Below are 22,676 nucleotides of genomic sequence, written 5' to 3' on the forward strand. Positions count from 1 at the left end.
GCTTAGAACAAGTTCCAAGTCTTACGTCGTCTCCACGAAGGCTGTGTCCCAGCCGAGGGGCTGTCATTTGGCGTTGGGGGACTTCGAGGTTTCCTCGAATGCTTGTAAGCCCCGTCAGCCTGTTTATACCTTCTAGGCGAATGTTACGGCTAGCGTTTTTATCTCTCAAGTGATGAGTCGAGCAGTTATAGCGTTACGCATATACGTTAGGACATTTTTGGAAAGCTGCATCAACACATTCTCTCACAGTCTCAAATTCTTTAACTCTCTGCTTCATCCAAATATTGTTCGTTCCTAATAATTAGTAATTAGTAACTGGTAACTTTCTGAAAAAGGAGTGTCCTTTACCAACACTCCTCTTCTCCTATCTATACTTTTACGTCTAAGGGTGGTGTAGTGGAATTACTGATCTAAATTTAACCGTGTAAGTTCCGTTACTATTTCTTGTGATTGAAGCTTCACTAATTTATTGCCAGCACCATCTGTTCCTAATAAATTAACTTGATTGATCGCAATAACTAATTTTTGTTCGTTATTTGTAGTTACCATGATTGACTGATTTGGTTGAGCCAAGATCATACCAGCCAAATTGTCAGTTTTACTACTAAATTGAATTGCTTGTGTACCAATATCACCTCGACTCGCTAATCTAAGAGCCGTTGCAGGAATACATTTACCGTAGCCCGATTGAGTTACTAAAAGTAGTTTATCTTCACTCCTTAAAGTAACACAACCAACTATTGCTTCACCGTAGCGTAATTTCAAAGCTTGGTTACCTTGAGCATTTCTACCCAAAATAGGAATTTGTTGATCGTTGACAGGCAGACGCAGAATACGACCTCCTGTGGTTGCGATCGCGACTTCTTGATCTTCTTTGGTAAAACCAACGTATTTGAGACGATCTTGCTCTTTAAGTTTAATTAAAACTAAACCCCGATTCCCAAGATTAGTTAATTCTGAAACAGGCAGACGTTTAATCATGCCTTTTTCTGTTAATAAAATTAAATCCAGATTTTTGTCTTCTGTGGGTAAGAAAAAGTGCGCCACTGTACTACTAGCATCTCGTTGAGCAGCTTTGGATAAGAGATTCAAAGCAGTGACATTTTGGGCTTGAATTTTGGCAGGAATTTCTTCAATATTGAGAGGATAGGCTTTACCACTATCAGTGATGACAATGACTTGTTCGCGATCATTAATCAATTCAGTTTGAACGACAAAATCTTCTCCTGGTTTAGGTTTAGAAGGTAATAATTCTTGTTCTTGAGTAGGATTTTGCCAATAAATGCAACCTTGATGGGTAATTGCAATAGTGGCATTAGGTTCGCGCTCAATATTGAAAACTGAAGGTTGAATCTCTATTTTTTTCTGTTTGTTTGAGGAATCAGAAAATTTTGCTTCTTTTTCTATTTTAGTTCCCGAACCATTGGCTTCGTTTGAAATCAAAACTTGTTTTTGTTTTTCTTTTACTCCTTGAGTATCTTTTAACTCTTGTTTGGGTTGCTCTTTTTTAACAGGAATAACAATTCTAGTCCGACGTTGATCACCATATTTACGTTTGAGAGCGCGAAATTCCTTTTTCAAAGACTTCATTAATTCATTGCGATCGCGTAAAATTCTTTCCAATTCAGCAATACGTTGTTGTAAATCAGCAAATTCTGTTTCTAGTTTTTGCTTTTCCAACCCTGTCAGACGACGCATCGGCATCGCTAAAATTGAATCTGTTTGAGCATCAGTTAGATTTAGTTCTGTTTCCAGAGTATATTTTGCTGTAGTTCCATCAGCAGCATTGCGAAGAATATCAATCACGCGATCTAAATTATTTAAAGCGGAGAGCAATCCTCCAACCAGATGAAGGCGTTGTTGTGCTTGTTCTAAGTCATGACTGTATTGCCTTCTAAGAGTTTGTTCGCGAAAATTTAAAAACTCTGTCAATAAATCTCGCAAAGGAAGCTGACAAGGCTTATTTTCTACTAAAGCAAGCATAATTGCCCCAAAATTAGATTGCAGGGCTGTTTGTCGATAAAGTTGCTTGAGAACTGGTTGAGGATTGGTATCTCGTTTTAATTCAATTACGACCCGAATTCCAGCACGATTGCTCTCATCACGAATATCGGCAATTCCTTCGATTTTGCCTTGATTAACCAACTCAGCAACTTTTTCAATCCAACTAGCTTTGTTAACTTGATAAGGCAACTCTGTAACTATCAGCGCGGTTCTCTCTTTGCGTCTTTTAGTGCTGACAGAAATGTTCTCAACTTTGGCTACTCCTCGAACCGTAATAATTCCTTTCCCAGTACGATAAGCTTCAATAATGCCCGAATTATCAATAATTTCTCCTCCTGTCGGGAAATCAGGGCCGGGAATTAACTGCCACAATTGTTGATCTGGTAAATCTGGTTTATCAATTAAAGCAATTAAACCATCGACTACTTCAGATAAATTGTGGGGCGGTATATTGGTTGCCATGCCTACTGCAATACCAGAACAACCATTGAGGAGTAAAATCGGCAGTTGAACAGGTAAAACTACTGGTTCTTGCTGAGAATTATCAAAATTACTCGTAAAATCGACAGTTGCTTCGCCAATTTCACTCAACATTGCCTGATGAGCCACAGAAGCTAATCGAGTTTCAGTGTAGCGCATTGCTGCTGGAGGATCGTTATCTACCGAGCCAAAATTACCATGACCATCGAGCAGGGGATAACGAGTAGAAAAATCCTGTGCCATCCTCACTAAAGCATCATAGACGGCTTGATCGCCGTGAGGATGGTATTTTCCCAAAACATCTCCTACTACACGGGCGCATTTACGAAAAGGGCGGTCTGGAGTCAAACCAAGTTCGTGCATCGCATACAAAATTCGCCTATGTACCGGTTTAAGTCCATCTCGAACATCTGGTAAAGCTCTTCCCACGATCACGCTCATAGCATATTCCAGATAAGACCTTTCCATCTCCGAGTGGAGAGCAGTAGAAATAATTTGACCACTACCGAGTAGGTTAAACTGTTTTGCCATGAGTTTCCGATCCTAAACTTTTAAGCCACAATTGTGTTAGTAGACAGGTACTGACTTCAAGGTAACCTGATTCAAGTTATTCTTAACACTAAGTTCCTTTGAATTGAAAGAAAAGTTTTGTAATTAATATCCATGACAACGGTTTTGATTGTAGAAGATGACCCGATTAATTTTCGAGTTTTTTCCAAAATTCTGACTAAAAGAGGGGGTTTGGAAGTAAAAGGCACGGAAAATGTTGAAGAAGTTCTTCAATTCGCTCAATCGGGCGAAATAGATATTATTTTAATGGATGTTTCTCTTGCTAATAGCGTTTATCAAGGAAAATCAGTCGATGGCATCAAAATTACCCAAATGTTAAAATCTGACCCAAAAACTTCTGCTCTGCCAGTAATTTTAGTGACTGCTCATGCTATGCAAGGCGATCGCGAAAATTTTCTCAAACAAAGCGGTGCTGATGATTATATTTCTAAACCTGTTGTCGATCACCAAAAGTTTATCGACCAAATTTTAGCTTTGATTAATCAGTCGTAAGCCAAACTTTGGAATCTCAAACGATAATTTTCTTGTGGTCAACAACTTGAGAAGTATAGCTATTAAAATTTAGAGCCACTGCCTTTTTGACTTCAGTGGCATGATATCATTTTTACTAGTACAAATCAACTAGTTTGCTTTGATTATGGTGTCAGATCGGTTTCTGACGAATTGTCTGCGGGAGTTTCTTGTTTAAGACGAGAAACAATTGCTTGCATTTGTGGATTAGCTAGAAAAGCTTTGGTATCTTCAAGCAAACGTTCTCCCCAAAGATTATCTTTGAGAAACTGAAGTTCAGCATAACGACTATCATTAGCTAAAGCTGCTTCTCCTAGTTCTACTCCTTTGTCAACTTCGCCTTGAGTGTACAAAGCTACTGCTAAAGCAAGTTGTGGTTCAGTTTGTTCTGGGTCAATTTTGAGAGCAGCTTGCCATTGCTCCATTGCTTCACTAATATCACCTTGTTCGTATTTAACTAAACCAACGTTATTAATCGCAGGCCAAAATTTTTCTTCTTGAGAAACAGCCTTTTCATAAGAAGAGATAGCATCCTGATATTGAGCTAATTTTAAATAAGTATTGCCTAAATCAAAAAGAGCCTCGGGAGCATCACCTTTAATTTGTAACCCTGCTTCTAATTTTTCTAATGCTGCTTGATAATTACCTTGTTGGAAATAAGCGTTACCTAGAGTAAATAAAACTCCTTCTTGATTAGGTGCAAGTTTTTCTGCTTTTTCTAGGACTTGAATTCCTTTGTCCAATTGGTCTTGTTGTACGTAAAGACTGCCTAAAATATACCAAACTTCATAGGTATTAGGAGCTAATTGAGTAGCCAATTCCGCTCTAGGTAAAGCTAATTCATACTGCTGAAATTTAATTAGTTGTACTGCATCTTGAAGCAGTTGCAGACCTTGCTGTTCTAGTTGTTCTGAATTTAGTTTTGGTATGTAGGGAAGAAGAGCTTGTCCCCTGGCAGGAACAGCTATACTAGATAAACCAGTACAAACTATCAGAGAAAATAACCACTTCAATTTAGGCACGGCATCGCCTCAATGTAAACGTACACACTCTATTATTCAATCTATGTTAAAGGTATTTTTCCTTATTTTAAATGGATATATTTAATAATAATTCGCTCAAAGCCTTACTTGAGGAGGAGTTAACCCACATTTTTTTTGTTTTAAATTAATATTTAAGTAAAGATTAAATTACAGTATATCTTGGTTAGCTCCTCTATTGCCTAATCATTTCATTGGTTAAAAATATTTATGGAACGTCCTTTATTTGGCAAGCTAAAACGTCCTTTACCTTGGATAGTCGGGATCATTACGGGCAGTTTTATTTTGCTAGGCACGACTATTTATTTCACTGTGCAGAATGCTGGTTCTCGCTCCGAATTAGAAGAGTTAACCGTACCTGTTGAACAACAAGATTTAACTGTACAAATTAAAGCTAGTGGCACTGTAGAACCAATCAAAAGTGTCAATATTAGCCCTAAAAATCCTGGTCGTTTAGCTAAGTTATTAGTTGAACAAGGTGATTCCGTCAAACAAGGACAAAAGCTGGCAGTGATGGAAAATGTTGACGTTCAAGCTCAAGGCGTTCAAGCTCAAGCTGATCTCAAACAAGCAATAGCTAATCTTCAAGAGAAAAAAGTTAGTGTCGCAGGTGAAATTGAACAGGCTAAAGCTAGATTGGTTCAAGCTCAAGCTCAATTTAATCAAGCTCAAGCTAGAATTCCTAAAGATATTGACCAAACTAGAGCGCAACTGCAAGCAGCAGAATCAGGTTTAAAATTAGCTCAACAGAGGATTAAACGCAATCAATATCTGCTTGAGCAAGGAGCAATTACTCAGGATCGTTTTGATGAAACTGTCAATAATTATCAAAATGCTCAGGCTAATTTAGCCGAAATTGCTCAACGTCTAGAACAACTTAAAAGTACTAGCAATCCTGAACTAGAACAATTAGCTGCTGCTATTGGTGAAGCTAAACTTGCTCTCGAACAAAGACAACAAAATGCTCAAAATGAAATAGCTTCTTTAAAAGCTGCGGTAGAATCTGCTCAAGCTGCGCTTAAGCAAGTAGAAGTTCAATTTGTTGATACAATTTTAACTGCTCCGTTTGATGGCATTATTACTCAAAAATATGCGGTGGAAGGAGCTTTTGTCACTCCGACTACTTCGGCTTCTAGTACAGCTTCAGCTACTTCGACTTCAATTTTAGCGATCGCACAAGGCTTAGAAATAGTAGCGGAAGTTCCAGAAGTAGATATTGGTCAGTTACAACCAGGACAAAAAGTAAGAATTGTTGCGGATGCTTATCCAGACGATGTTTTTTTTGGTGTCATTAAAACTATTGCTCCTGAAGCAGTAGTAGAGGATAACGTGACTTCTTTTCAAGTCAAAATTGCCTTGATGACTGGTCAAGATAAGTTACTCTCAAAAATGAATGTCGATGTTACTTTTTTGGGACAAGAATTAAATAATGCTTTAGTTGTTCCTACTGTAGCTATTGTGACTCAAGAAGGAGAACAAGGAGTCATGATTCTCAATCAAAAAAATCAACCCGAATTTAAACCAGTCAACATTGGACTCACTCTAGGAGATAAAACTCAAATTTTATCAGGTTTAAATACAAGCGATCGCGTGTTTATTGATTTGCCAGAAGAAAAAAATAAAGAATCAGAATAAACAGTTACTAATTCCTAATTAATAATTACTAATTATTAGGGACGAACAATTAACCATAAACAATCAACCATTAACAATTCACAAATGAATATTGTAGAAAACCTAAAAATGGCAGCTTCTACCTTAACCAGTAATAAGTTACGAAGTAGTTTAACCATGTTAGGTATTGTAATCGGGAATGCTTCTGTAATTGCTTTAGTAGGTATAGGACAGGGAGCGCAAAAATTAGCTAAAGAACAGTTTGAATCTTTAGGCCCTAATGTTTTATTTGTCGTACCTGGTTCTCAAGAAGAACGCCGTACATCCTTTGATTTACCAAAAACTTTAGTGTGGGAAGACGCAGACGCGATCGCACAACAAGTCCCAAGCGTCACTGAAGTTGCTCCTCAAATTAATGGTAATCAACTGATTACTTATCGCAGTCGCAATAATAATAAATTGGTAATTGGAACAACACCAGAGTTTTTGAGTGTGAGAAGTTTTGAGGTTGCTGTAGGTAGATTTATCAATGAAAATGACCTTAAGCGTAATAATCGTGTGGTTGTTTTAGGTTCAGAAATCGCCGAACAGTTTTTTTTACAAACTAATCCAATTGGTAAACAAATTAGGATTAAAAATATTAGCTTTGAAGTAATTGGTGTAATGGAATCAAAAGGTTCTTTTTTGGGAAGTAATCAAGATGATTCTGTGTACATACCACTTACAACAATGTCTAATCAAATTGTTGGCAACACTTCTCCTTACGGAACTCAAGTTTCTTTTATTGCTATTTCCGCCAAAGATGAAAATAGCATTCGTGCAGCTAAGTTTCAAATTGAAAACCTCTTACGCTTACGTCATAAAATTACCGATAGTGATGATTTTGGGGTACAAACTCAAAAAGATATTTTGACAATTGTTGGCACAGTAACTAATGGTTTAACTTTTCTTTTAGCTGCGGTGGCAGGAATTTCTCTACTCGTTGGTGGCATTGGCGTAATGAATATTATGCTAGTTTCAGTCAGAGAAAGAACTCAAGAAATAGGTTTACGTAAAGCGATCGGTGCTAGAGAAAAAGATATTTTAGGACAGTTTTTAATCGAAGCAATTATTTTATCGGCTACGGGTGGAGTAATTGGTACTTTAATTGGAGTTGGTACTATTTTAATAGTAGGAGCATTTTCTCCCTTAGCAGCTACTGTTTCCCCTGTGGCAATTGTTATGGCAGTAAGTGTTTCTGGTGGAATTGGACTTTTCTTTGGTGTGTTTCCTGCACGTTCTGCTGCCAAACTCGATCCAATTGTGGCATTAAGAAGTATTTAAACTGATAATGAATCAAACAGATGAAAATCAAAAACAAGCAACTCCAAATCCTAGTTATGCAGAGAAAACCGACCGCTTTAAAACTTGGATTCAATTAATTAAATCTCTTGCTATTTTGGCTTGGGCAATTGTTGTTTTAGTCGTAATTTTTCCTTTAATAGGCAAAGCATTTTTAGTTAATTCAATTAGTAAAATTTCTGAATTCAAACAACCACAACAAGAAGAGATTGTATTTATTAATAAAACTCTGTCTAATCCAGATTACATTGATAATAAGATCGCTGTTGGAGTTAAAACTGCTTACACTGATTCCAAAGAATTTGCTACAGCAGAATTAGACGCTTGGCTCGACAAACTAATGTGGAGAGTCGATCATAGTTTTTTAGATTGGTATTTCGATTATTTTAATCAAAAGAAAATTGAATTTAGTACTCCTTTAATTTGGTTATCTTCTTCAGTATCTCATTGGATTAATCCTGAAACTTTATCAGCAGAACAAGCAGTCGCAGAAAAAATAACAGAAAAATTTCAAACTGAATTTACTAAAAGAGTGCTTCGTCCCAAAATTGCTCAATTAGAATTAGAAAGAATTACCAGAGATACTGTTAATCTATATATCAATGAACTAGAAAACAATCTCACTCAAATTCAAGCTAGTTATCACATTCCTCAAGGCAATTGGGAAAGATATTTAGATGATATTGCTATTACTATTACGGACACAGAAGGTAATATTTCTAATTTATCAATGAAATTTATTGCTGGAGGTGGTACTTATTTACTAGCCAAAGCAATGATACCAGTAGTGACTAAAGTTGGCAGTAAAGTAGCTATCTCTATGGCTGGTAAAGCAGGCACAAAAATTGCAGCAAAAACAGGCGGAGTCGTAGCAGGTAAATTAGGCGCACAATTACTCGATCCTATTGTGGCAGTGGGCATTATTATTTGGGATGTTTGGGATTATCATCATACTGTTGCCATTGAAAAACCAATCTTAAGGGAAGCTATTTATGATTATTTGCAAGAAATTAAGGCTTCTCTACTAGCCAATCATCAATCAAGTATTATGGCTACAATTGACCAAGTCAATCGAGAAATTTTGCAATCTTTATCAACAAAATAAACAATTCATAGTCGTTCTCACGCTCTATAAGATACATGATTGTTAATGGTTAATTGTTCCTCCCTAATAATTACTAATTAGTAACTAATAACTGTTTATAATGCCCCTGCTGCGGTGCGGTCTAAAATACCACCACTCAAATGAGTAGTAAGATTAATCGCTTGTAAAACTGGCTTATCTTCTAAACCGTTGGGATAATCAATCACACTAACTGCACCATTACCTTGTTTAATATTCCAGAAATTATCTGGTTTTAATCCTAGGAGATAGCAAATAATCACTTTATTAATTGCATCGTGTGCTACTACAATTCCAGTTTGAGGAGAATCGGAATTCGCGTAGGTTGCGACAATATCTTCCCAAGCTGCCACTGCACGATCCCAAACTTGTTGTAAATTTTCTCCTTCTGGCATTTGCACTGTTTCAGGTGCTTTTTGCCACTGGGCTAACAATCCAGGAAAGCTTGCTTCGATTTCTGTTTCAAGTTTTCCTTCCCATAAACCATGACAAATTTCTTGTAGAAGAGAATTAGTTGTCAGTGTCACTTCTGGATGATGTTGTAAGATAATCTCTGCCGTTTCTTTGGGACGTAACATCGGACTAGTCACAGCAAAATCGATTTTGAGATCTTTAAGAAATTCACCTGCTTTTCTACCTTGTTCCCTACCATTATCATTGAGAGGAATATCTCTAATACCTTGAAACCTAGATTCCCGATTCCATTGGGTTTCGCCGTGACGAATTAGTAGTAAACGAGGACCAAAATGAGGGTTACGAGTTGTAGGAAGTGGAATACCTAAATGAGAAGTTTGATTGAGAGATTCTAACTGAACTGGTTCACCATAACTACCAGTAAAGTTTAAAACATTAATACAACAGTTGGATTGTTGAATTGAGTGATATCTTTCTACTGGAATACCTATCGCACTCATGATTAAACAGCGATTGATGCCATTATGAGCAACGATTAAAATAGTTTTGCCTTGGTATTGAGGAAGAATATCTTGCCAAAATTGTTGTGCTTGTTGATAAAGAGAAAGAACAGGATAATGTTCTTTTCCTTCTGCCAATATCATCTTAAATTGGTGAGGATGCTGTTTCCAGGTACGATAATCTTCTGCGTATTGTTGAGCTACATTTTGTTTGTGAAGTTTTTCCCACAGAGGTAAATCAATTTCTAGTAATTGTTCTGTAGGTTGTACATCAGGAGGATTGTTTAAATAATCATAAATAATATCTGCGGTTTTTTTGGCTCTTTGTAGAGGACTACAATAAAAACCATCAATCTGAACACCACTAAGGGTTTTCCCTACAATCTGAGCATCTTCAATACCTTTTTGTGTTAAAACTGACTCATCGCAACGACCTTGAATCATTTTTTGAGCATTATAACTGCTTTGTCCGTGGCGAACAATAATCACGCGAGTAGCCAATTTTCTAATCCTCCTGGTAATTATGAATTAGTTTTAAAGGATATTTTTGAAATATTTAGAACTAAGTTTATCTGTGCCTTAGCTATTTTAGCCACAATTGGGACAGAATAGAAAAGGAGAATAAGGAGAGGAAGAGAGGAGAAACCTAGTATTATTGTTAATAAATTTATGTCTTCATCCTTGCATCTTTTCACCTCTGCACCTTTTGCCCCCCTGAATCTTTTCTCCCCTACACCTCTACATCTGTTTCCTCTAACGTATCTGTGGTAACCTGAAATCTGGAAAAATGGGATAATGCCAGTTGAATACATCAAAATCCTCGGAGGATAGATGACTATCAAGCGATTGATTTTAGCTTTTTTGACAATTTTGGCTTTGGCTAGAGTGGTGTTTTCTTTGGGTGATAGTTTATCTCAGCCTCAGATTCAAAGTCGTCTAGAACTATACCAAAGCAATTTAGTACTTCATGTTTCAGAATTTAAAGCAGAGTTGCTTGATGAATCTATTCCTCCTAATGCTAATTTAACTAAAACAATCGATTCTTTAATTGGTGAAAGTCCTTATTCGGCAGCAGAAAAACAATATCAAAAAGCTAAAGAAGAAGCTGAAGTCAGTCTGAAAAATTTTCAAGAGCAATTAGCAAAATTATTAGTTCAAGAAACTCAACCAAATCCAGAAGATTCTTCAGTTACGCTTAAAAATCAAACAGTCGCTAGTCTTGATTTGAGAAAACAACAATTACAACAAAATAGCGCCAAAATTGAGAGTTTTATTGATGAATTAGCTTTAAAAATAGGAATTTTAAAAGCTGTTCAAAATGAACAAAAACAAGCTTTATCAATTTGGGATAATTTAATTGCTAGAAAAGATAATGAAAATAGTCCTTATTCGGAAACAGCTAAGGTTTTAAGAAATTTGTGGGATCAATATACTCATGTTCTTCCTAATGCTGAGACTTTTATTACTAGCAATTTAGATAGTTGGTTTCGTTATAAAGCTTTAGAAAAACTTTACCAAATTGAAGATTTTCAGGAAGAGTTAGCTCAACTACAACAGCAAGAACAACAACAAGCAAGTCAAGCAATTTTTAAGTTGGCTTTAATCAGTGGTATACCTGTTTTAGGCGGACTTGGTGGAATTATTTTATTAATTTTTTTACTAATTCAACTTGGTTTAAAACAAGAAAAATCTATTTTAGCTACTAATAGTAAGATTGGCTGGGAAACTCCTTGGAATTGGGAAATAACTTGGCAAGTTTTAATTGTGGGCTTTTTCTTTATTGGTCAGTTTGTTTTACCAATTCTGTTAGGTTTATCGGGTATTAGTCCTGCTAATGGTAGTTTAAGGTTTAAGGCTTTATACGTTTTTGTCAGCTATGTTTTAATGGCTTTGAGTGGAATTGGTGTTTTATATTTGTCAATTAAATCTTTTTTACCGTTAAGCAAAGATTGGTTTAAATTTAAGTTGTTCAGTAATTGGTTTGTTTGGGGATTCGGCGGTTATTTGATTGCGCTGCCTTCAGTATTATTAGTCTCTTTAATTAATCAACAAATTTGGCACGGACAAGGAGGAAGTAATCCTTTATTATTTCTGGCTTTACAAGCACAAGACCGAGTAGCTTTAGCTATATTTTTTATTACTGCTTCTATTGCTGCCCCGTTATTTGAAGAAGTAATGTTTCGAGGTTTCTTATTACCTTCTTTAACTCGTTATGTACCAGTTTGGGGAGCAATTATTATTAGTGGGTTTATCTTTGCTGTCGCCCATCTTAGTTTATCGGAAGTATTACCTTTAGCAACTTTGGGAATTATTTTAGGAATAGTTTATACGCGATCGCGTAACTTATTAGCTCCGATTTTTCTTCATAGTCTTTGGAATAGTGGAACTTTATTAAGTTTATTTGTGTTAGGAAGTGGGATTTAAATCAGTTACCAGTTACCAGTTACCAGTTACCAGTTACCAGTTACCAGTTACCAGTTACCAGTGTAAAATATACAATTTTATGGCTTAAATTCCAATTATTAAAATTAAGAAGGTGGGTTTTTCCCACCTAAATTCAAGATTATTAATTAAGTAATCACTGTCGGGGTTTCTCGTTCAGTAAACTTACGAATTTGAGCAATTTCTTCGGCTATATTAATTAAATCTTTAAGTGCTGTTTGAGTTTCGATATCATGTTTGCTGGCATCTGGTTCATAACTTTCTAAATACACTCTTAAAGTTGCACCTTTAGTTCCTGTTCCAGAAAGACGAAAAACGATCCGAGAACCATCAGTAAAACCAATGCGAATACCTTGATTTTTACTGACACTACTATCAACGGGATCAGTGTAACTAAAATCATCAGCGTACTTTACTTGATAATTACCGAATTGTTTACCTTGAAGTTCATTAAAGGAATTACGTAATCTTGTCATCAATTCATTAGCACGTTGAGAATCAACTTCTTCATAGTCGTGACGAGAATAGAAATTGCGTCCGTAGGTTTTCCAGTGGTCGCGCACAATTTGTTCTACAGATTCACCTTTTACTGCTAGGATATTAAGCCAGAATAAAACTGCCCACAATCCATCTTTTTCACGGACATGATTAGAACCAGTGCCAAAACTTTCTTCTCCACAAAGAGTAGCTTTGCCTGCGTCTAACAAATTACCGAAGAATTTCCAACCAGTAGGGGTTTCATAACATTCTATGCCTAGTTTTTCTGCAACTCGATCAACTGCTTCACTAGTAGGCATTGATCGCGCTACTCCTGCGATACCATTTTTATAACCAGGTACTAGATGGGCATTGGCGGTCAAAATTGCCAGACTGTCACTAGGAGTAACGAAAAATTTGCGTCCCAAGATCATATTGCGATCGCCATCACCATCAGAAGCTGCCCCAAAATCGGGTGCATTATCGCCATAGAGAACTTCTACTAAATCATGGGCATAAACTAAATTAGGATCGGGATGTCCGCCACCAAAATCTTCTAGCGGAACACCATTTTGAACAGTTCCTTTCGGTGCGCCTAACCGTTGTTCAAAGATGTTGACTGCATAGGGACCTGTTACCGCGTGAAGAGAGTCCATGCACATCCGAAAACCACTTTGTAATAACTGACGAATCTTGGCAAAATCGAATAAAGACTCCATCAAACGGGCGTAAGGTTCAACAGGATCGATGACTTCTACTGTCATGTCTCCTATACGCAGAACCGCTAATTTATCGAGATTGATATCAGCTACATCAAGTATTTTATAACTGTTAATAACTTTTGAGCGGTCGTAAATTGCTTCGGTAACTTTTTCTGGGGCAGGACCACCATTAGTAATATTGTATTTAATGCCAAAATCACCATCAGGGCCACCTGGGTTGTGACTTGCAGACAGAATAATTCCCCCAAATGCCTGATATTGACGAATTACTGCCGAAGCAGCAGGAGTAGAAAGAATTCCACCCCGACCAACTAACATCCGTCCTACGCCGTTAGCTGCTGCCATTTTGAGAATAGTTTGGATTGCTTGACGATTGTAGTAGCGACCATCACCTCCTAAGACTAAAGTTTGATCCTGATAACCTTCTAAAGCATCAAAAATTGATTGAACAAAATTTTCTAGATAATGAGGTTGTTGAAAAACTGTAACTGATTTACGCAGTCCTGATGTACCTGGTTTTTGATCTGGAAAGGGAGTAGTCGATACAGTACGGATGTTCATGAATAATAAAGACAAATTTGTGACTACAAGTTCCTTTTCTTTACTCCGACGTTCCTTCGTCTTTTTAAGGAATTGAGAGTATTGAATTTAGGAATTAAAGAAGTTTTAATAAATCGATTGTACAGAAAAACGTTCCTGTTCCCATCAGTAATTTGTAAGATTTGCTGAGGGTGAGCAACTGTTTTGGGTATATTAGGATACTAAATATTTTGAGTCTGGGAAATTTTTACTGACAATGTAATCCCATTTGAATATTTTTAGTTATTAAAAGTTATTATCTTAAATCAAGCAGATTAAATTGTGATTGTTTTTTGCTTAATCATTTGCTTATTAAGATCAACAAAATTGATGGATTTTTTGCAACTACTAAGATATTTATTATTAGCCATCACTTATTTAGGATTGGCATTAGGTAATCTTCCAGGTTTACGAATGAACCGAGCCACGATCTCTTTAGTAGGTTCAGCTTTATTAATGTTATTACAAGTAATTGATTTAGAAACTGCTTGGCAAGCGATCGATGCTAATACTATTTTATTTTCAATGAGCATGATGATCGTTAATGCTTATTTAGCTTATTCAGGTTTTTTCTATCTAGCTTTAGTTTATTTTGCTAAATTTGCTCGTAGTCCTTTTGGGTTATTAATAATTTTAACTTTGAGTAGTGGAACTTTTTCCGCGTTTTTTCTTAACGATACTGTTGCGTTAGTTTTTACTCCATTAGTTTTAGATTTAACTAGAGGTTTACAACTTAATCCTATTCCTTATTTATTAGCTCTTGCTGCTGCAACTAATCTTGGTTCGTTAGCAACAATTAGTGGCAATCCTCAAAATATTATAATTGGTTATTTTTCTGAAATTGGCTATGTAGATTTTGCTAAATTTCTAGCTCCGATCGCTTTTACTGGCATAATAATACAAATCGGTTTGATTTGGTTATTTGATCCAGAATTGAGGTCACTTCAAAGCTTAAAACCAATTACAATTATTCGCTCTATAATTTTACCTGGTTTATTGAAAAACCCGTTTTAATTACCGTTGGTTTATTATTAGCTTTTGCTTTAGGATTTCCTTTAGGAGAATCTGCTTTAGTGGCAGCAGCTTTATTATTAATTACTCGTAGAATTAAAGCAGAGAAAATTTTAAGACAAATTGATTGGAATTTGTTAGTTATGTTTTCTGGTTTATTTATTATTACTAAAGCTGTTCAAAATTTAAATTTATTAGGAATTTTTGAGCCTTTTACTAATACTTATTGGGGCATTTTAAGCACAGTAACTTTGCTGTCTAATGTAATATCTAATGTTCCTGCTGTATTATTATTACAGCCTCTGATAGAAAAAAATGATATTCATGCTTGGTTACTTTTAGCTGCTGGTTCTACCTTAGCAGGCAATCTAACTTTATTTGGTTCAGTTGCTAATTTAATTGTGGCAGAATTAGCTAATCAATTAGGTTATAAATTCACTTTTAATGAACATCTTCGTTTTGGTATTCCTTTAACCATTATTACCTTAACAGTTAGCTACGTTTATCTAGGTATTGTCTTATCTAACCGATAAATGTTCATTGTTAATTGTTCATCCCTCATAATTAGTAATTAGTAACTAATAACCGATGTACTGGCAATTCATGAATTGCCCCTACTGGTAACTGGTAACTGAAATTACCCCCATTGACTCAAGGTTGATTGAGAAATAATTTGTTTTAGTTTTTCTTTAAGAGTAATAGTTCGTTGATAAGCTTGAAAATCTTCTTGTGCTTGATACTGTTGTAAAGCTGTATTTAAATCTTTAAACGCAGCCTGTTCTAAACCTAATAGATGATACAACCAGCTTCGATTGACATAAACTTGAGTTTGAGCAGGATTAAATTGTAAAACTTGAGTAAAATCCTTGATCGCTGCCCAATAATTTCCTTGTCGATGATGACAACACGCACGATTAAAATAAGCCCACTCATTGAGAGGATCGAGGTTAATAGTTTGATTAAAATCTGCTCTGGCTTTGTCATAATCAGCTAACATTAAATAAGCCAAACCGCGATCGCTCGTAATCAAAATTCGATCTGCATTAGTAGTTAAATTGGGAGAAGTTAAAGCTTGACTATAATCAGCAACAGCTTGTTGATAATCTTGCATGGCAAAATAAGCTAATCCTCGATTATAATAAGCTCGATAATCATGGTCATTACGGTTAATTATTTGTTGATATTGAGCAATAGCTGCCGAATAATCCTTCAATTGAACATAAATTAAACCCAAATTCAGTAAAGCTTCTAAATTATCAGGATTTCTTTGCAAAGCGATCGCACAATCAGATTTAGCAGCATCATAATTATTTAGTTGAAGATTAACTAAACAACGATTGCTATAAGCAGCATGAACTAAGTAACTATTGAGATTAATCACCTTAGTAAAATTGCTAAGAGCTTCTTGATAATTCTGTTGACGTACATTTTCTAAACCATAATTAAAAAAATCTGAAGCATGATAACGAACAACATCATCTGATGCAGCAAAAGTAGGTTGTTGTCCGAAAAATATTATAAATAAGACCAAAAGCCAGAATAGACGACAAAAATAAGCCATTAAAAAAAAACCAAAGTTGATTTCACACTTTATTGCTGCCAAATTTTCGGCAATAATTCAACAGACAGATTGTCAAACTTGCAAACTCAAATCAGGTAATTAATTTTTTTTTAAGCTTAAGCGTCTTTAAAAAGAGAGAATTTGCAGATTTAATAAAGATAAACCCCCTCTTCAAAGAAAGCGAGATAAATAAATAAGAGCAGATTTAGTCCCACTTGCATCAAGAGATAAAAGATTTAAGGAGTTAGACTCATGGCAAAAGTCAAAGTGGCTATTAATGGTTTTGGTCGCATTGGAAGATTAGTCTTTCGTGCTGGATTAAACAATCCTAATATTGAATTTTGTTGTATCAATGACTTAGTACCGCCAGAAAATATAGCCTATCTCCTCAAATACGATTCCACTCATGGACGTTTTGCTGGTACTGTTGAAAGTCAATCCGATGGCATTGTCGTCAATGGCAAGTTTATACCCTGTGTTTCGATCAGAAATCCAGAAGAATTACCTTGGAGTAAGTATGGAGTAGAATATGTAGTCGAGTCTACGGGTTTATTTACTACCCACGAGACAGCTTCCAAACACCTAACCGCAGGTGCAAAAAGAGTAGTGATTTCTGCTCCCACGAAAGATCCTGAAAGAGTGAAAACCTTATTAGTAGGGGTGAATCATCAAACCTTTGATCCAAGTAAAGATACAATTGTTTCTAATGCTAGTTGTACTACAAACTGTCTAGCTCCGATTGCCAAAGTAATTAATGATAACTTTGGTTTAGCAGAAGGGTTAATGACTACAGTTCACGCCATGACGGCTACTCAACCCACTGTTGATGGTCCTAGTAAAAAAGATTTTCGAGGAGGACGAAGTGCAGCCCAAAATATTATCCCTGCTTCTACTGGTGCAGCAAAAGCAGTAACTTTAGTTTTACCAGAACTCAAAGGCAAATTAACAGGCATGGCATTTCGCGTACCAACACCAGACGTTTCTGCTGTCGATTTAACCTTCCGTACCGAAAAAGCTACCAGTTATCAGGAAATTTGTGCTGCGATGAAACAAGCAGCCGAAGGAGAAATGAAAGGAATTTTAGGTTATACCGAAGAGCCTGTGGTTTCAACCGATTTTACCAGCGATCCCCATTCTAGTATTTTTGATGCCGGCGCAGGAATTGAGCTTAATTCCAACTTCTTCAAAGTTGTTGCTTGGTATGACAACGAATGGGGTTACTCTTGTCGAATGCTGGATTTAATTTTATCAATGGCAAACCAAGAAGCTGAAATGGCAGTAACCGCTTAGTTGTTCAAATTATCAGTCAAGTAAATAGTTTTGGGTATCAAGTTTTCTCAATACTCAAAACTTACTGATGAGCCATTGCACTGATGACTGGTCACTGATAACTGAAAAAGTGGTATCTTATTCGATCGCGTGAATTATTAAAATAACATTAAGGAGAACCGATGCTCAACAACTCAGAAGCCATCATTGAGGCGATCGCTGCAAGAGAAATTTTAGATTCCCGTGGTCGTCCTACTGTAGAAGCAGAGGTACGTTTAGTTAGTGGAGCAACTGGACTGGCTCAAGTTCCTAGTGGTGCATCAACAGGCTCTTTTGAAGCCCATGAATTGAGAGATGAAGATAATCATCGTTATGGTGGTAAAGGTGTACTCAAAGCAGTCAGAAATATTGAGGAAAAAATTACTCCTGAATTAATCGATTTGGATGCTTTTGACCAAGCTACGATCGATCATAAAATGATTGACCGCGATGGTTCATCAAATAAAAAGTATTTGGGAGCAAATGCGATTTTAGCGGTTTCTTTAGCAACGGCAAAAGCAGCAGCCGAAGAATTACAAATACCTCTTTATCGTTATTTAGGAGGACCTTTATCTAATGTTCTTCCCGTACCAATGATGAATGTCATTAATGGTGGGGCGCACGCAGATAATAACGTCGATTTTCAAGAATTCATGATTATGCCTGTGGGTGCGGATTCTTTTAAAGAAGCTTTGCGTTGGGGCGCAGAAGTATTTGCCTCTCTGAGTAAAGTATTGAAAGAAAAAAACTTACTTTCTGGAGTAGGAGATGAAGGTGGTTACGCGCCTAATTTGGGTTCTAACCAAGAAGCCCTAGAATTACTAATTACTGCCATCGAAAAAGCAGGTTATCAACCAGGCTCACAAATTGCTTTGGCAATGGATGTAGCTGCCAGTGAATTCTATCAAGATGGTCAATATGTTTATGATGGTGCTGCTCATTCTCCTGACGAATTTATTGATTATTTGGCACAGTTAGTTAATCAGTATCCAATTATTTCTATTGAAGACGCACTTCACGAAGATGATTGGAGTAATTGGAAAACTCTGACTGACAAATTAGGTTCTCGAATTCAGTTAGTAGGAGATGACTTGTTTGTAACCAATCCTACCCGCCTTCAAAAAGGCATTGACGCAGGAGTTGGTAATGCAATTTTAATTAAACTCAATCAAATTGGTACTCTTACCGAAACCCTAGCCACCATTGATCTAGCCACTCGTTCTGGTTATCGTTCCGTGATCTCTCATCGTTCTGGTGAGACTGAAGATACTACCATTGCAGACTTAGCAGTTGCAACTCGTGCTGGACAGATCAAAACAGGTTCTTTATGTCGTAGTGAACGGGTAGCTAAATATAATCGTTTGTTACGAATTGAAGAAGAATTAGGCGATCGCGCTATTTATGCTGGAAAAATTAGTTTAAGTCCTAAATGTTAAGCTAAAATAGCAAATTTATGAAGTCTGGAGTCTTGAAAAAAAACTTGAGACTTTAGACTTAGTAGAGGATTATTAGGTGTAGGGAAATTGTCTTAATTTTCAATTTAACCTTGACACATCATTAAAAGTTGATTCAACTATAAGAGCATTAATTGATTTTGGCAAGATTAAACCTCTTTACCGCTAAATTCCAAATCAATACTGATGGTTATCTTTTAGGACAAAGCTTTTGATTTTACTCAATCAGGATCTCAATGACTGAGGCAAAAATCTATTGTTGCGGTCTTAATCAGCCAGTTTAAACAATAATTAGAGAGCAATATGGAAATGAATCTCTTCAATAATAAAGATGGTCACTCTGTTGAAAAAACCATCTCCATTCCAGAGTCTACCAATCTTAACGTAGAAACTAACATCAAGATTGAAGATGATCGCACGGGGATGAGTGTAGAAACCCTCAAACGAGCTTTTTCGGATAACTTATTTTATCTGTTGGGCAAAGATGAATCCAACGCGACATTAAGAGATTATTACGAAGCTTTAGCTTACACTGTTAGAGATAGGTTGTTGCATCGCTTTGTTAAAACAGGCAGAACTTACTACGAAGAAAACGTCAAAGTTGTTTCCTATCTTTCGGCAGAATTTTTGATGGGTCGTCACCTAGAAAATAACTTAGTTAATCTAGGTATCTACGATAAAATGCAACAGGTAGTTGCAGAATCTGGTCTAAATTTAGAAGAACTAATTGAACAAGAACCAGATCCAGGTTTAGGTAATGGTGGTTTAGGCAGACTAGCAGCCTGTTTTCTTGATTCTTTAGCTAGTCTGGAAATGCCTGCCATAGGTTACGGAATTCGCTATGAATTTGGCATCTTTCACCAAGCTTTACGGGATGGTTGGCAAGCAGAAATTCCTGATAATTGGTTACTTTATCAAAATCCTTGGGAAATCATTCGTCCCGAAGATACCGTAGAAGTCAAATTAGGCGGACACACCGAAGGCTATCACGACGACAAAGGTAACTACCGAGTCTACTGGATTCCCGATCGCATTATCCGAGCGATCCCCTATGATACTCCTGTCCCTGGATACCAAACTAATACAGTTAATTCTCTCCGTCTTTGGAAAGCAGAAGCTAGTGAATCGTTCAACTTTGAAGCTTTTAACGCTGGTAATTATGACTCGGCAGTAGCGGAAAAAATTAGCTCGGAAACAATTTCCAAGGTCCTTTATCCCAATGACAACACTCCCCAAGGCAGAGAATTAAGACTAGCACAACAATACTTCTTTGTGGCTGCTTCTCTTCATGACTTGATTCGGATTCATCTTCACTTACATCCCAATTTATCTAATTTCCACGAACGAGCAGCCATTCAACTCAATGATACCCATCCTGCGATCGCAGTAGCTGAATTGATGCGCTTGTTTCTTGATGAACATGGTATTGATTGGGATCAAGCTTGGGATATCACCCAAAAAACTCTAGCTTATACCAACCACACTTTGATGCCAGAAGCCTTAGAAAGATGGTCTGTAAAGCTGTTTGAAAAACTTTTACCCAGACATTTAGAAATTATCTACGAAATTAATCATCGTTTCCTAGAAGATGTTCGTACTTGGTTTCCTGAAGATGAAAACTTACTAAGCGCACTCTCCATTATTGAAGAAGGAGACGAAAAACAGGTCAGAATGGCAAACTTAGCCTGTGTAGGCGCGCACGCTATTAATGGTGTAGCAGCACTTCATACCGAACTCCTCAAAAAAGATACCCTCAAAACTTTTGCTAGACTTTGGCCAGAAAAATTTGTCAACAAAACCAATGGAGTAACTCCTCGTCGCTGGATTCTTCTCAGTAATCCCAAATTATCGGAACTGGTAACAGAAAAAATTGGTGATGGCTGGCTCAAAAATTTAAACCAAATGCGAGAAATTGAAAAATTTCTTGACGATCCCGAATTTTGTCGACGTTGGCGTCAAATTAAACGAGCAAATAAAGCAAATCTGGCTGCTTATATCAAGAAAACTAGAAATATTGAAGTTAATGTTGACTCAATTTTCGATGTTCAAGTCAAACGTATTCACGAATACAAACGTCAGCATCTAGCTGTCCTGGAAATTATTACTCTCTACAATCGCATTAAAATCAATCCTAATATTCAGATTGTTCCTCGTACCTTTATCTTTGGTGGAAAAGCAGCACCTGGTTACTTCATGGCAAAATTAATTATTAAATTGATTAATTCTGTCGCCGAAGTAGTTAATCGCGATCCCGATGTTCGTGGTCGCCTCAAAATCGTCTTTTTACCCAATTTCAACGTTTCTTTAGGACAAAGAATCTATCCTGCTGCTGACTTATCCGAACAAATTTCTACTGCTGGTAAAGAAGCTTCTGGTACAGGCAATATGAAATTTGCCATGAATGGAGCATTAACCATTGGTACTCTTGACGGCGCAAATATAGAAATTCGCGAAGAAGCTGGAGCAGAAAACTTCTTCTTATTTGGTTTAACGGCTGAAGAAGTATACGAAATGAAAGCCCAAGGTTATGAACCAATGGATTATTACCAAAATAATCGGGAATTAAGGGCTGTAATTAATCGTATTTCCAGAGGAGATTTTAGTCACGGAGATACCAAACTGTTTAAACCAATCATCGATTCACTGCTATATCATGACCCTTATATGCTCTTGGCAGACTATCAAGCTTATGTAGATTGTCAAGACCAAGTTAGTAAAGCTTATCAAGACCAAGATCAGTGGACGCGGATGTCAATTTTAAACTCTGCTCGAATGGGTAAATTTTCTTCAGACCGCACTATTCAAGAATATTGTGACGAAATTTGGGAATTAAAACCAGTTTCCATCGATCTTGATGCTTATAGCCAACAAAAATCCGCTATTAAGGCTATTTTTTAAACAATCAGCAGCGAACAATTTTTCCGTTGAAAGTTACTTTAGGGGTGTTGGAAGCAATATCCCTATTTTTTTATGAATTAATGTGTCGGGTAAGGCAGGAGCATTGCTGCTCCCTTCTTCCCTAAGAACCGAGCGTGCAAGTTTCCAAGCACTCGGCTCAAGCAATATCACTCTTTCTGGTAGTGTACTTTATGATGGCAGTATTGATGTAGCCAGACCAGGTTTTTTGCCTCATCTTTTCCACCCTTACATCTTGGGATAATATGATGCAGATGTAATGGTTCATCGTCAAATATTGATTCACCACAGATTGAGCATATATATTCCTGTTTTTTAGCCACTTTTTGTTGGATTTTATTCAGTTTTTCGGCTTCTGATAGGTTTCTCTTCTTGTTTCTGTTTTCCCAGTATTCTTTTAATTCTGGGTCATCAGGTGAAGACCTTTTGACTACAAGAGTGTGTCTATCAATTTTGAACCAACTGAATCTGAGCATAGAGGAATTATCTTTCTCATCTTCTACTCATTATCCGTCTTGGGTAGATTTAGTTTAAAGAAGCCTCATCACAGGTTCACTTTTGTTGGACGTGGGCATCTTACCTTAGCCCCTAGTCCGTATACGGATTACAG

Annotated in this window: 15 protein-coding genes and 1 pseudogene; 9 read left to right on the forward strand and 7 right to left on the reverse strand. The window is 36.7% G+C overall.

The features are described from left to right. Positions 1 to 402 precede the first annotated feature (402 nt). On the reverse strand, positions 403 to 3,015 hold the full coding sequence (locus STA7437_RS02955) for a DNA gyrase/topoisomerase IV subunit A (protein WP_015191884.1): 2,613 nt from the start codon (positions 3,013 to 3,015) through the stop codon (positions 403 to 405). A gap of 132 nt (positions 3,016 to 3,147) precedes the next feature. On the opposite strand from STA7437_RS02955, the gene STA7437_RS02960 reads away from it, so the two are divergent. After that, positions 3,148 to 3,546 carry a response regulator gene (locus STA7437_RS02960; RefSeq protein ID WP_015191885.1) on the forward strand — a complete coding sequence of 133 codons (399 nt, stop codon included), beginning with the start codon at positions 3,148 to 3,150 and terminating at the stop codon, positions 3,544 to 3,546. Between the two features lie 143 nt (positions 3,547 to 3,689). On the opposite strand, the gene STA7437_RS02965 is transcribed toward STA7437_RS02960, so the two are convergent. Next, positions 3,690 to 4,586: a tetratricopeptide repeat protein gene (locus tag STA7437_RS02965; protein ID WP_015191886.1), complete on the reverse strand. Its 897-nt coding sequence runs from the start codon at positions 4,584 to 4,586 to the stop codon at positions 3,690 to 3,692. Between the two features lie 228 nt (positions 4,587 to 4,814). On the opposite strand from STA7437_RS02965, the gene STA7437_RS02970 reads away from it, so the two are divergent. From STA7437_RS02970 to STA7437_RS02980, 3 genes are all read left to right on the forward strand, one after another. Continuing rightward, positions 4,815 to 6,239: an efflux RND transporter periplasmic adaptor subunit gene (locus STA7437_RS02970; RefSeq protein WP_015191887.1), complete on the forward strand. Its 1,425-nt coding sequence runs from the start codon at positions 4,815 to 4,817 to the stop codon at positions 6,237 to 6,239. An 84-nt stretch (positions 6,240 to 6,323) separates the two neighbouring features. Next, positions 6,324 to 7,541, forward strand: coding sequence for an ABC transporter permease (locus STA7437_RS02975; RefSeq protein WP_015191888.1), 1,218 nt, complete (start codon positions 6,324 to 6,326; stop codon positions 7,539 to 7,541). A 7-nt stretch (positions 7,542 to 7,548) separates the two neighbouring features. Continuing rightward, positions 7,549 to 8,664: a hypothetical protein gene (locus STA7437_RS02980; protein ID WP_015191889.1), complete on the forward strand. Its 1,116-nt coding sequence runs from the start codon at positions 7,549 to 7,551 to the stop codon at positions 8,662 to 8,664. A gap of 95 nt (positions 8,665 to 8,759) precedes the next feature. Here the strand turns inward: STA7437_RS02980 and STA7437_RS02985 are convergent, their stop codons facing one another. Then, positions 8,760 to 10,097: a histidine phosphatase family protein gene (locus STA7437_RS02985; protein WP_015191890.1), complete on the reverse strand. Its 1,338-nt coding sequence runs from the start codon at positions 10,095 to 10,097 to the stop codon at positions 8,760 to 8,762. A 20-nt stretch (positions 10,098 to 10,117) separates the two neighbouring features. Next, a complete protein-coding gene (locus tag STA7437_RS02990) occupies positions 10,118 to 10,408 on the reverse strand; it encodes a hypothetical protein (protein WP_041619109.1) in 291 nt (96 codons plus the stop codon). A 19-nt stretch (positions 10,409 to 10,427) separates the two neighbouring features. Between STA7437_RS02990 and STA7437_RS02995 the strand changes: the two genes are divergently transcribed. Continuing rightward, the gene (locus STA7437_RS02995) at positions 10,428 to 12,020 is read left to right on the forward strand and encodes a CPBP family intramembrane glutamic endopeptidase (protein ID WP_015191891.1); all 1,593 of its coding nucleotides are present in this window, start codon (positions 10,428 to 10,430) and stop codon (positions 12,018 to 12,020) included. 146 nt (positions 12,021 to 12,166) lie between these two features. Here STA7437_RS02995 and STA7437_RS03000 read toward each other — a convergent pair whose 3' ends face one another. Then, complete coding sequence (locus tag STA7437_RS03000; RefSeq protein ID WP_015191892.1) at positions 12,167 to 13,798, reverse strand: alpha-D-glucose phosphate-specific phosphoglucomutase; 1,632 nt, start codon at positions 13,796 to 13,798, stop codon at positions 12,167 to 12,169. Positions 13,799 to 14,146: 348 nt separating this feature from the next. On the opposite strand from STA7437_RS03000, the pseudogene STA7437_RS27635 reads away from it, so the two are divergent. After that, positions 14,147 to 15,360: pseudogene (locus STA7437_RS27635) on the forward strand (anion transporter). A 104-nt stretch (positions 15,361 to 15,464) separates the two neighbouring features. Here the strand turns inward: STA7437_RS27635 and STA7437_RS03010 are convergent. After that, complete coding sequence (locus STA7437_RS03010) at positions 15,465 to 16,388, reverse strand: tetratricopeptide repeat protein (RefSeq protein ID WP_015191893.1); 924 nt, start codon at positions 16,386 to 16,388, stop codon at positions 15,465 to 15,467. A gap of 252 nt (positions 16,389 to 16,640) precedes the next feature. On the opposite strand from STA7437_RS03010, the gene gap reads away from it, so the two are divergent. The 3 genes from gap to STA7437_RS03025 all read left to right on the forward strand — a co-directional run bounded on the left by gap (position 16,641) and on the right by STA7437_RS03025 (position 22,048). Next, positions 16,641 to 17,678 (forward strand): type I glyceraldehyde-3-phosphate dehydrogenase, encoded by a 1,038-nt coding sequence (gap, locus tag STA7437_RS03015; RefSeq protein WP_015191894.1) that lies wholly within the window; start codon positions 16,641 to 16,643, stop codon positions 17,676 to 17,678. 161 nt (positions 17,679 to 17,839) lie between these two features. Next, entirely contained in the window at positions 17,840 to 19,132 is a 1,293-nt protein-coding gene (eno, locus tag STA7437_RS03020) for a phosphopyruvate hydratase (protein WP_015191895.1), read from the forward strand. 321 nt (positions 19,133 to 19,453) lie between these two features. Next, on the forward strand, positions 19,454 to 22,048 hold the full coding sequence (locus tag STA7437_RS03025; protein WP_015191896.1) for a glycogen/starch/alpha-glucan phosphorylase: 2,595 nt from the start codon (positions 19,454 to 19,456) through the stop codon (positions 22,046 to 22,048). Positions 22,049 to 22,215: 167 nt separating this feature from the next. Here the strand turns inward: STA7437_RS03025 and STA7437_RS27640 are convergent, their stop codons facing one another. After that, positions 22,216 to 22,542: an HNH endonuclease gene (locus STA7437_RS27640; protein ID WP_041619110.1), complete on the reverse strand. Its 327-nt coding sequence runs from the start codon at positions 22,540 to 22,542 to the stop codon at positions 22,216 to 22,218. Positions 22,543 to 22,676 lie beyond the last annotated feature (134 nt).

Origin of the sequence: Stanieria cyanosphaera PCC 7437 (genome assembly GCF_000317575.1) — a bacterium.
Lineage (GTDB): Bacteria > Cyanobacteriota > Cyanobacteriia > Cyanobacteriales > Xenococcaceae > Stanieria > Stanieria cyanosphaera.

Coding starts and splice junctions, on each gene's coding strand:
- STA7437_RS02955 (WP_015191884.1), bottom strand. CDS start 3,015: ATGGCAAAACAGTTTAACCTACTCGGTAGTGGTCAAATTATTTCTACT.
- STA7437_RS02960 (WP_015191885.1), top strand. CDS start 3,148: ATGACAACGGTTTTGATTGTAGAAGATGACCCGATTAATTTTCGAGTT.
- STA7437_RS02970 (WP_015191887.1), top strand. CDS start 4,815: ATGGAACGTCCTTTATTTGGCAAGCTAAAACGTCCTTTACCTTGGATA.
- STA7437_RS02975 (WP_015191888.1), top strand. CDS start 6,324: ATGAATATTGTAGAAAACCTAAAAATGGCAGCTTCTACCTTAACCAGT.
- STA7437_RS02980 (WP_015191889.1), top strand. CDS start 7,549: ATGAATCAAACAGATGAAAATCAAAAACAAGCAACTCCAAATCCTAGT.
- STA7437_RS02990 (WP_041619109.1), bottom strand. CDS start 10,408: ATGTATTCAACTGGCATTATCCCATTTTTCCAGATTTCAGGTTACCAC.
- STA7437_RS02995 (WP_015191891.1), top strand. CDS start 10,428: ATGACTATCAAGCGATTGATTTTAGCTTTTTTGACAATTTTGGCTTTG.
- STA7437_RS03000 (WP_015191892.1), bottom strand. CDS start 13,798: ATGAACATCCGTACTGTATCGACTACTCCCTTTCCAGATCAAAAACCA.
- STA7437_RS03010 (WP_015191893.1), bottom strand. CDS start 16,388: ATGGCTTATTTTTGTCGTCTATTCTGGCTTTTGGTCTTATTTATAATA.
- gap (WP_015191894.1), top strand. CDS start 16,641: ATGGCAAAAGTCAAAGTGGCTATTAATGGTTTTGGTCGCATTGGAAGA.
- eno (WP_015191895.1), top strand. CDS start 17,840: ATGCTCAACAACTCAGAAGCCATCATTGAGGCGATCGCTGCAAGAGAA.
- STA7437_RS03025 (WP_015191896.1), top strand. CDS start 19,454: ATGGAAATGAATCTCTTCAATAATAAAGATGGTCACTCTGTTGAAAAA.
- STA7437_RS27640 (WP_041619110.1), bottom strand. CDS start 22,542: ATGCTCAGATTCAGTTGGTTCAAAATTGATAGACACACTCTTGTAGTC.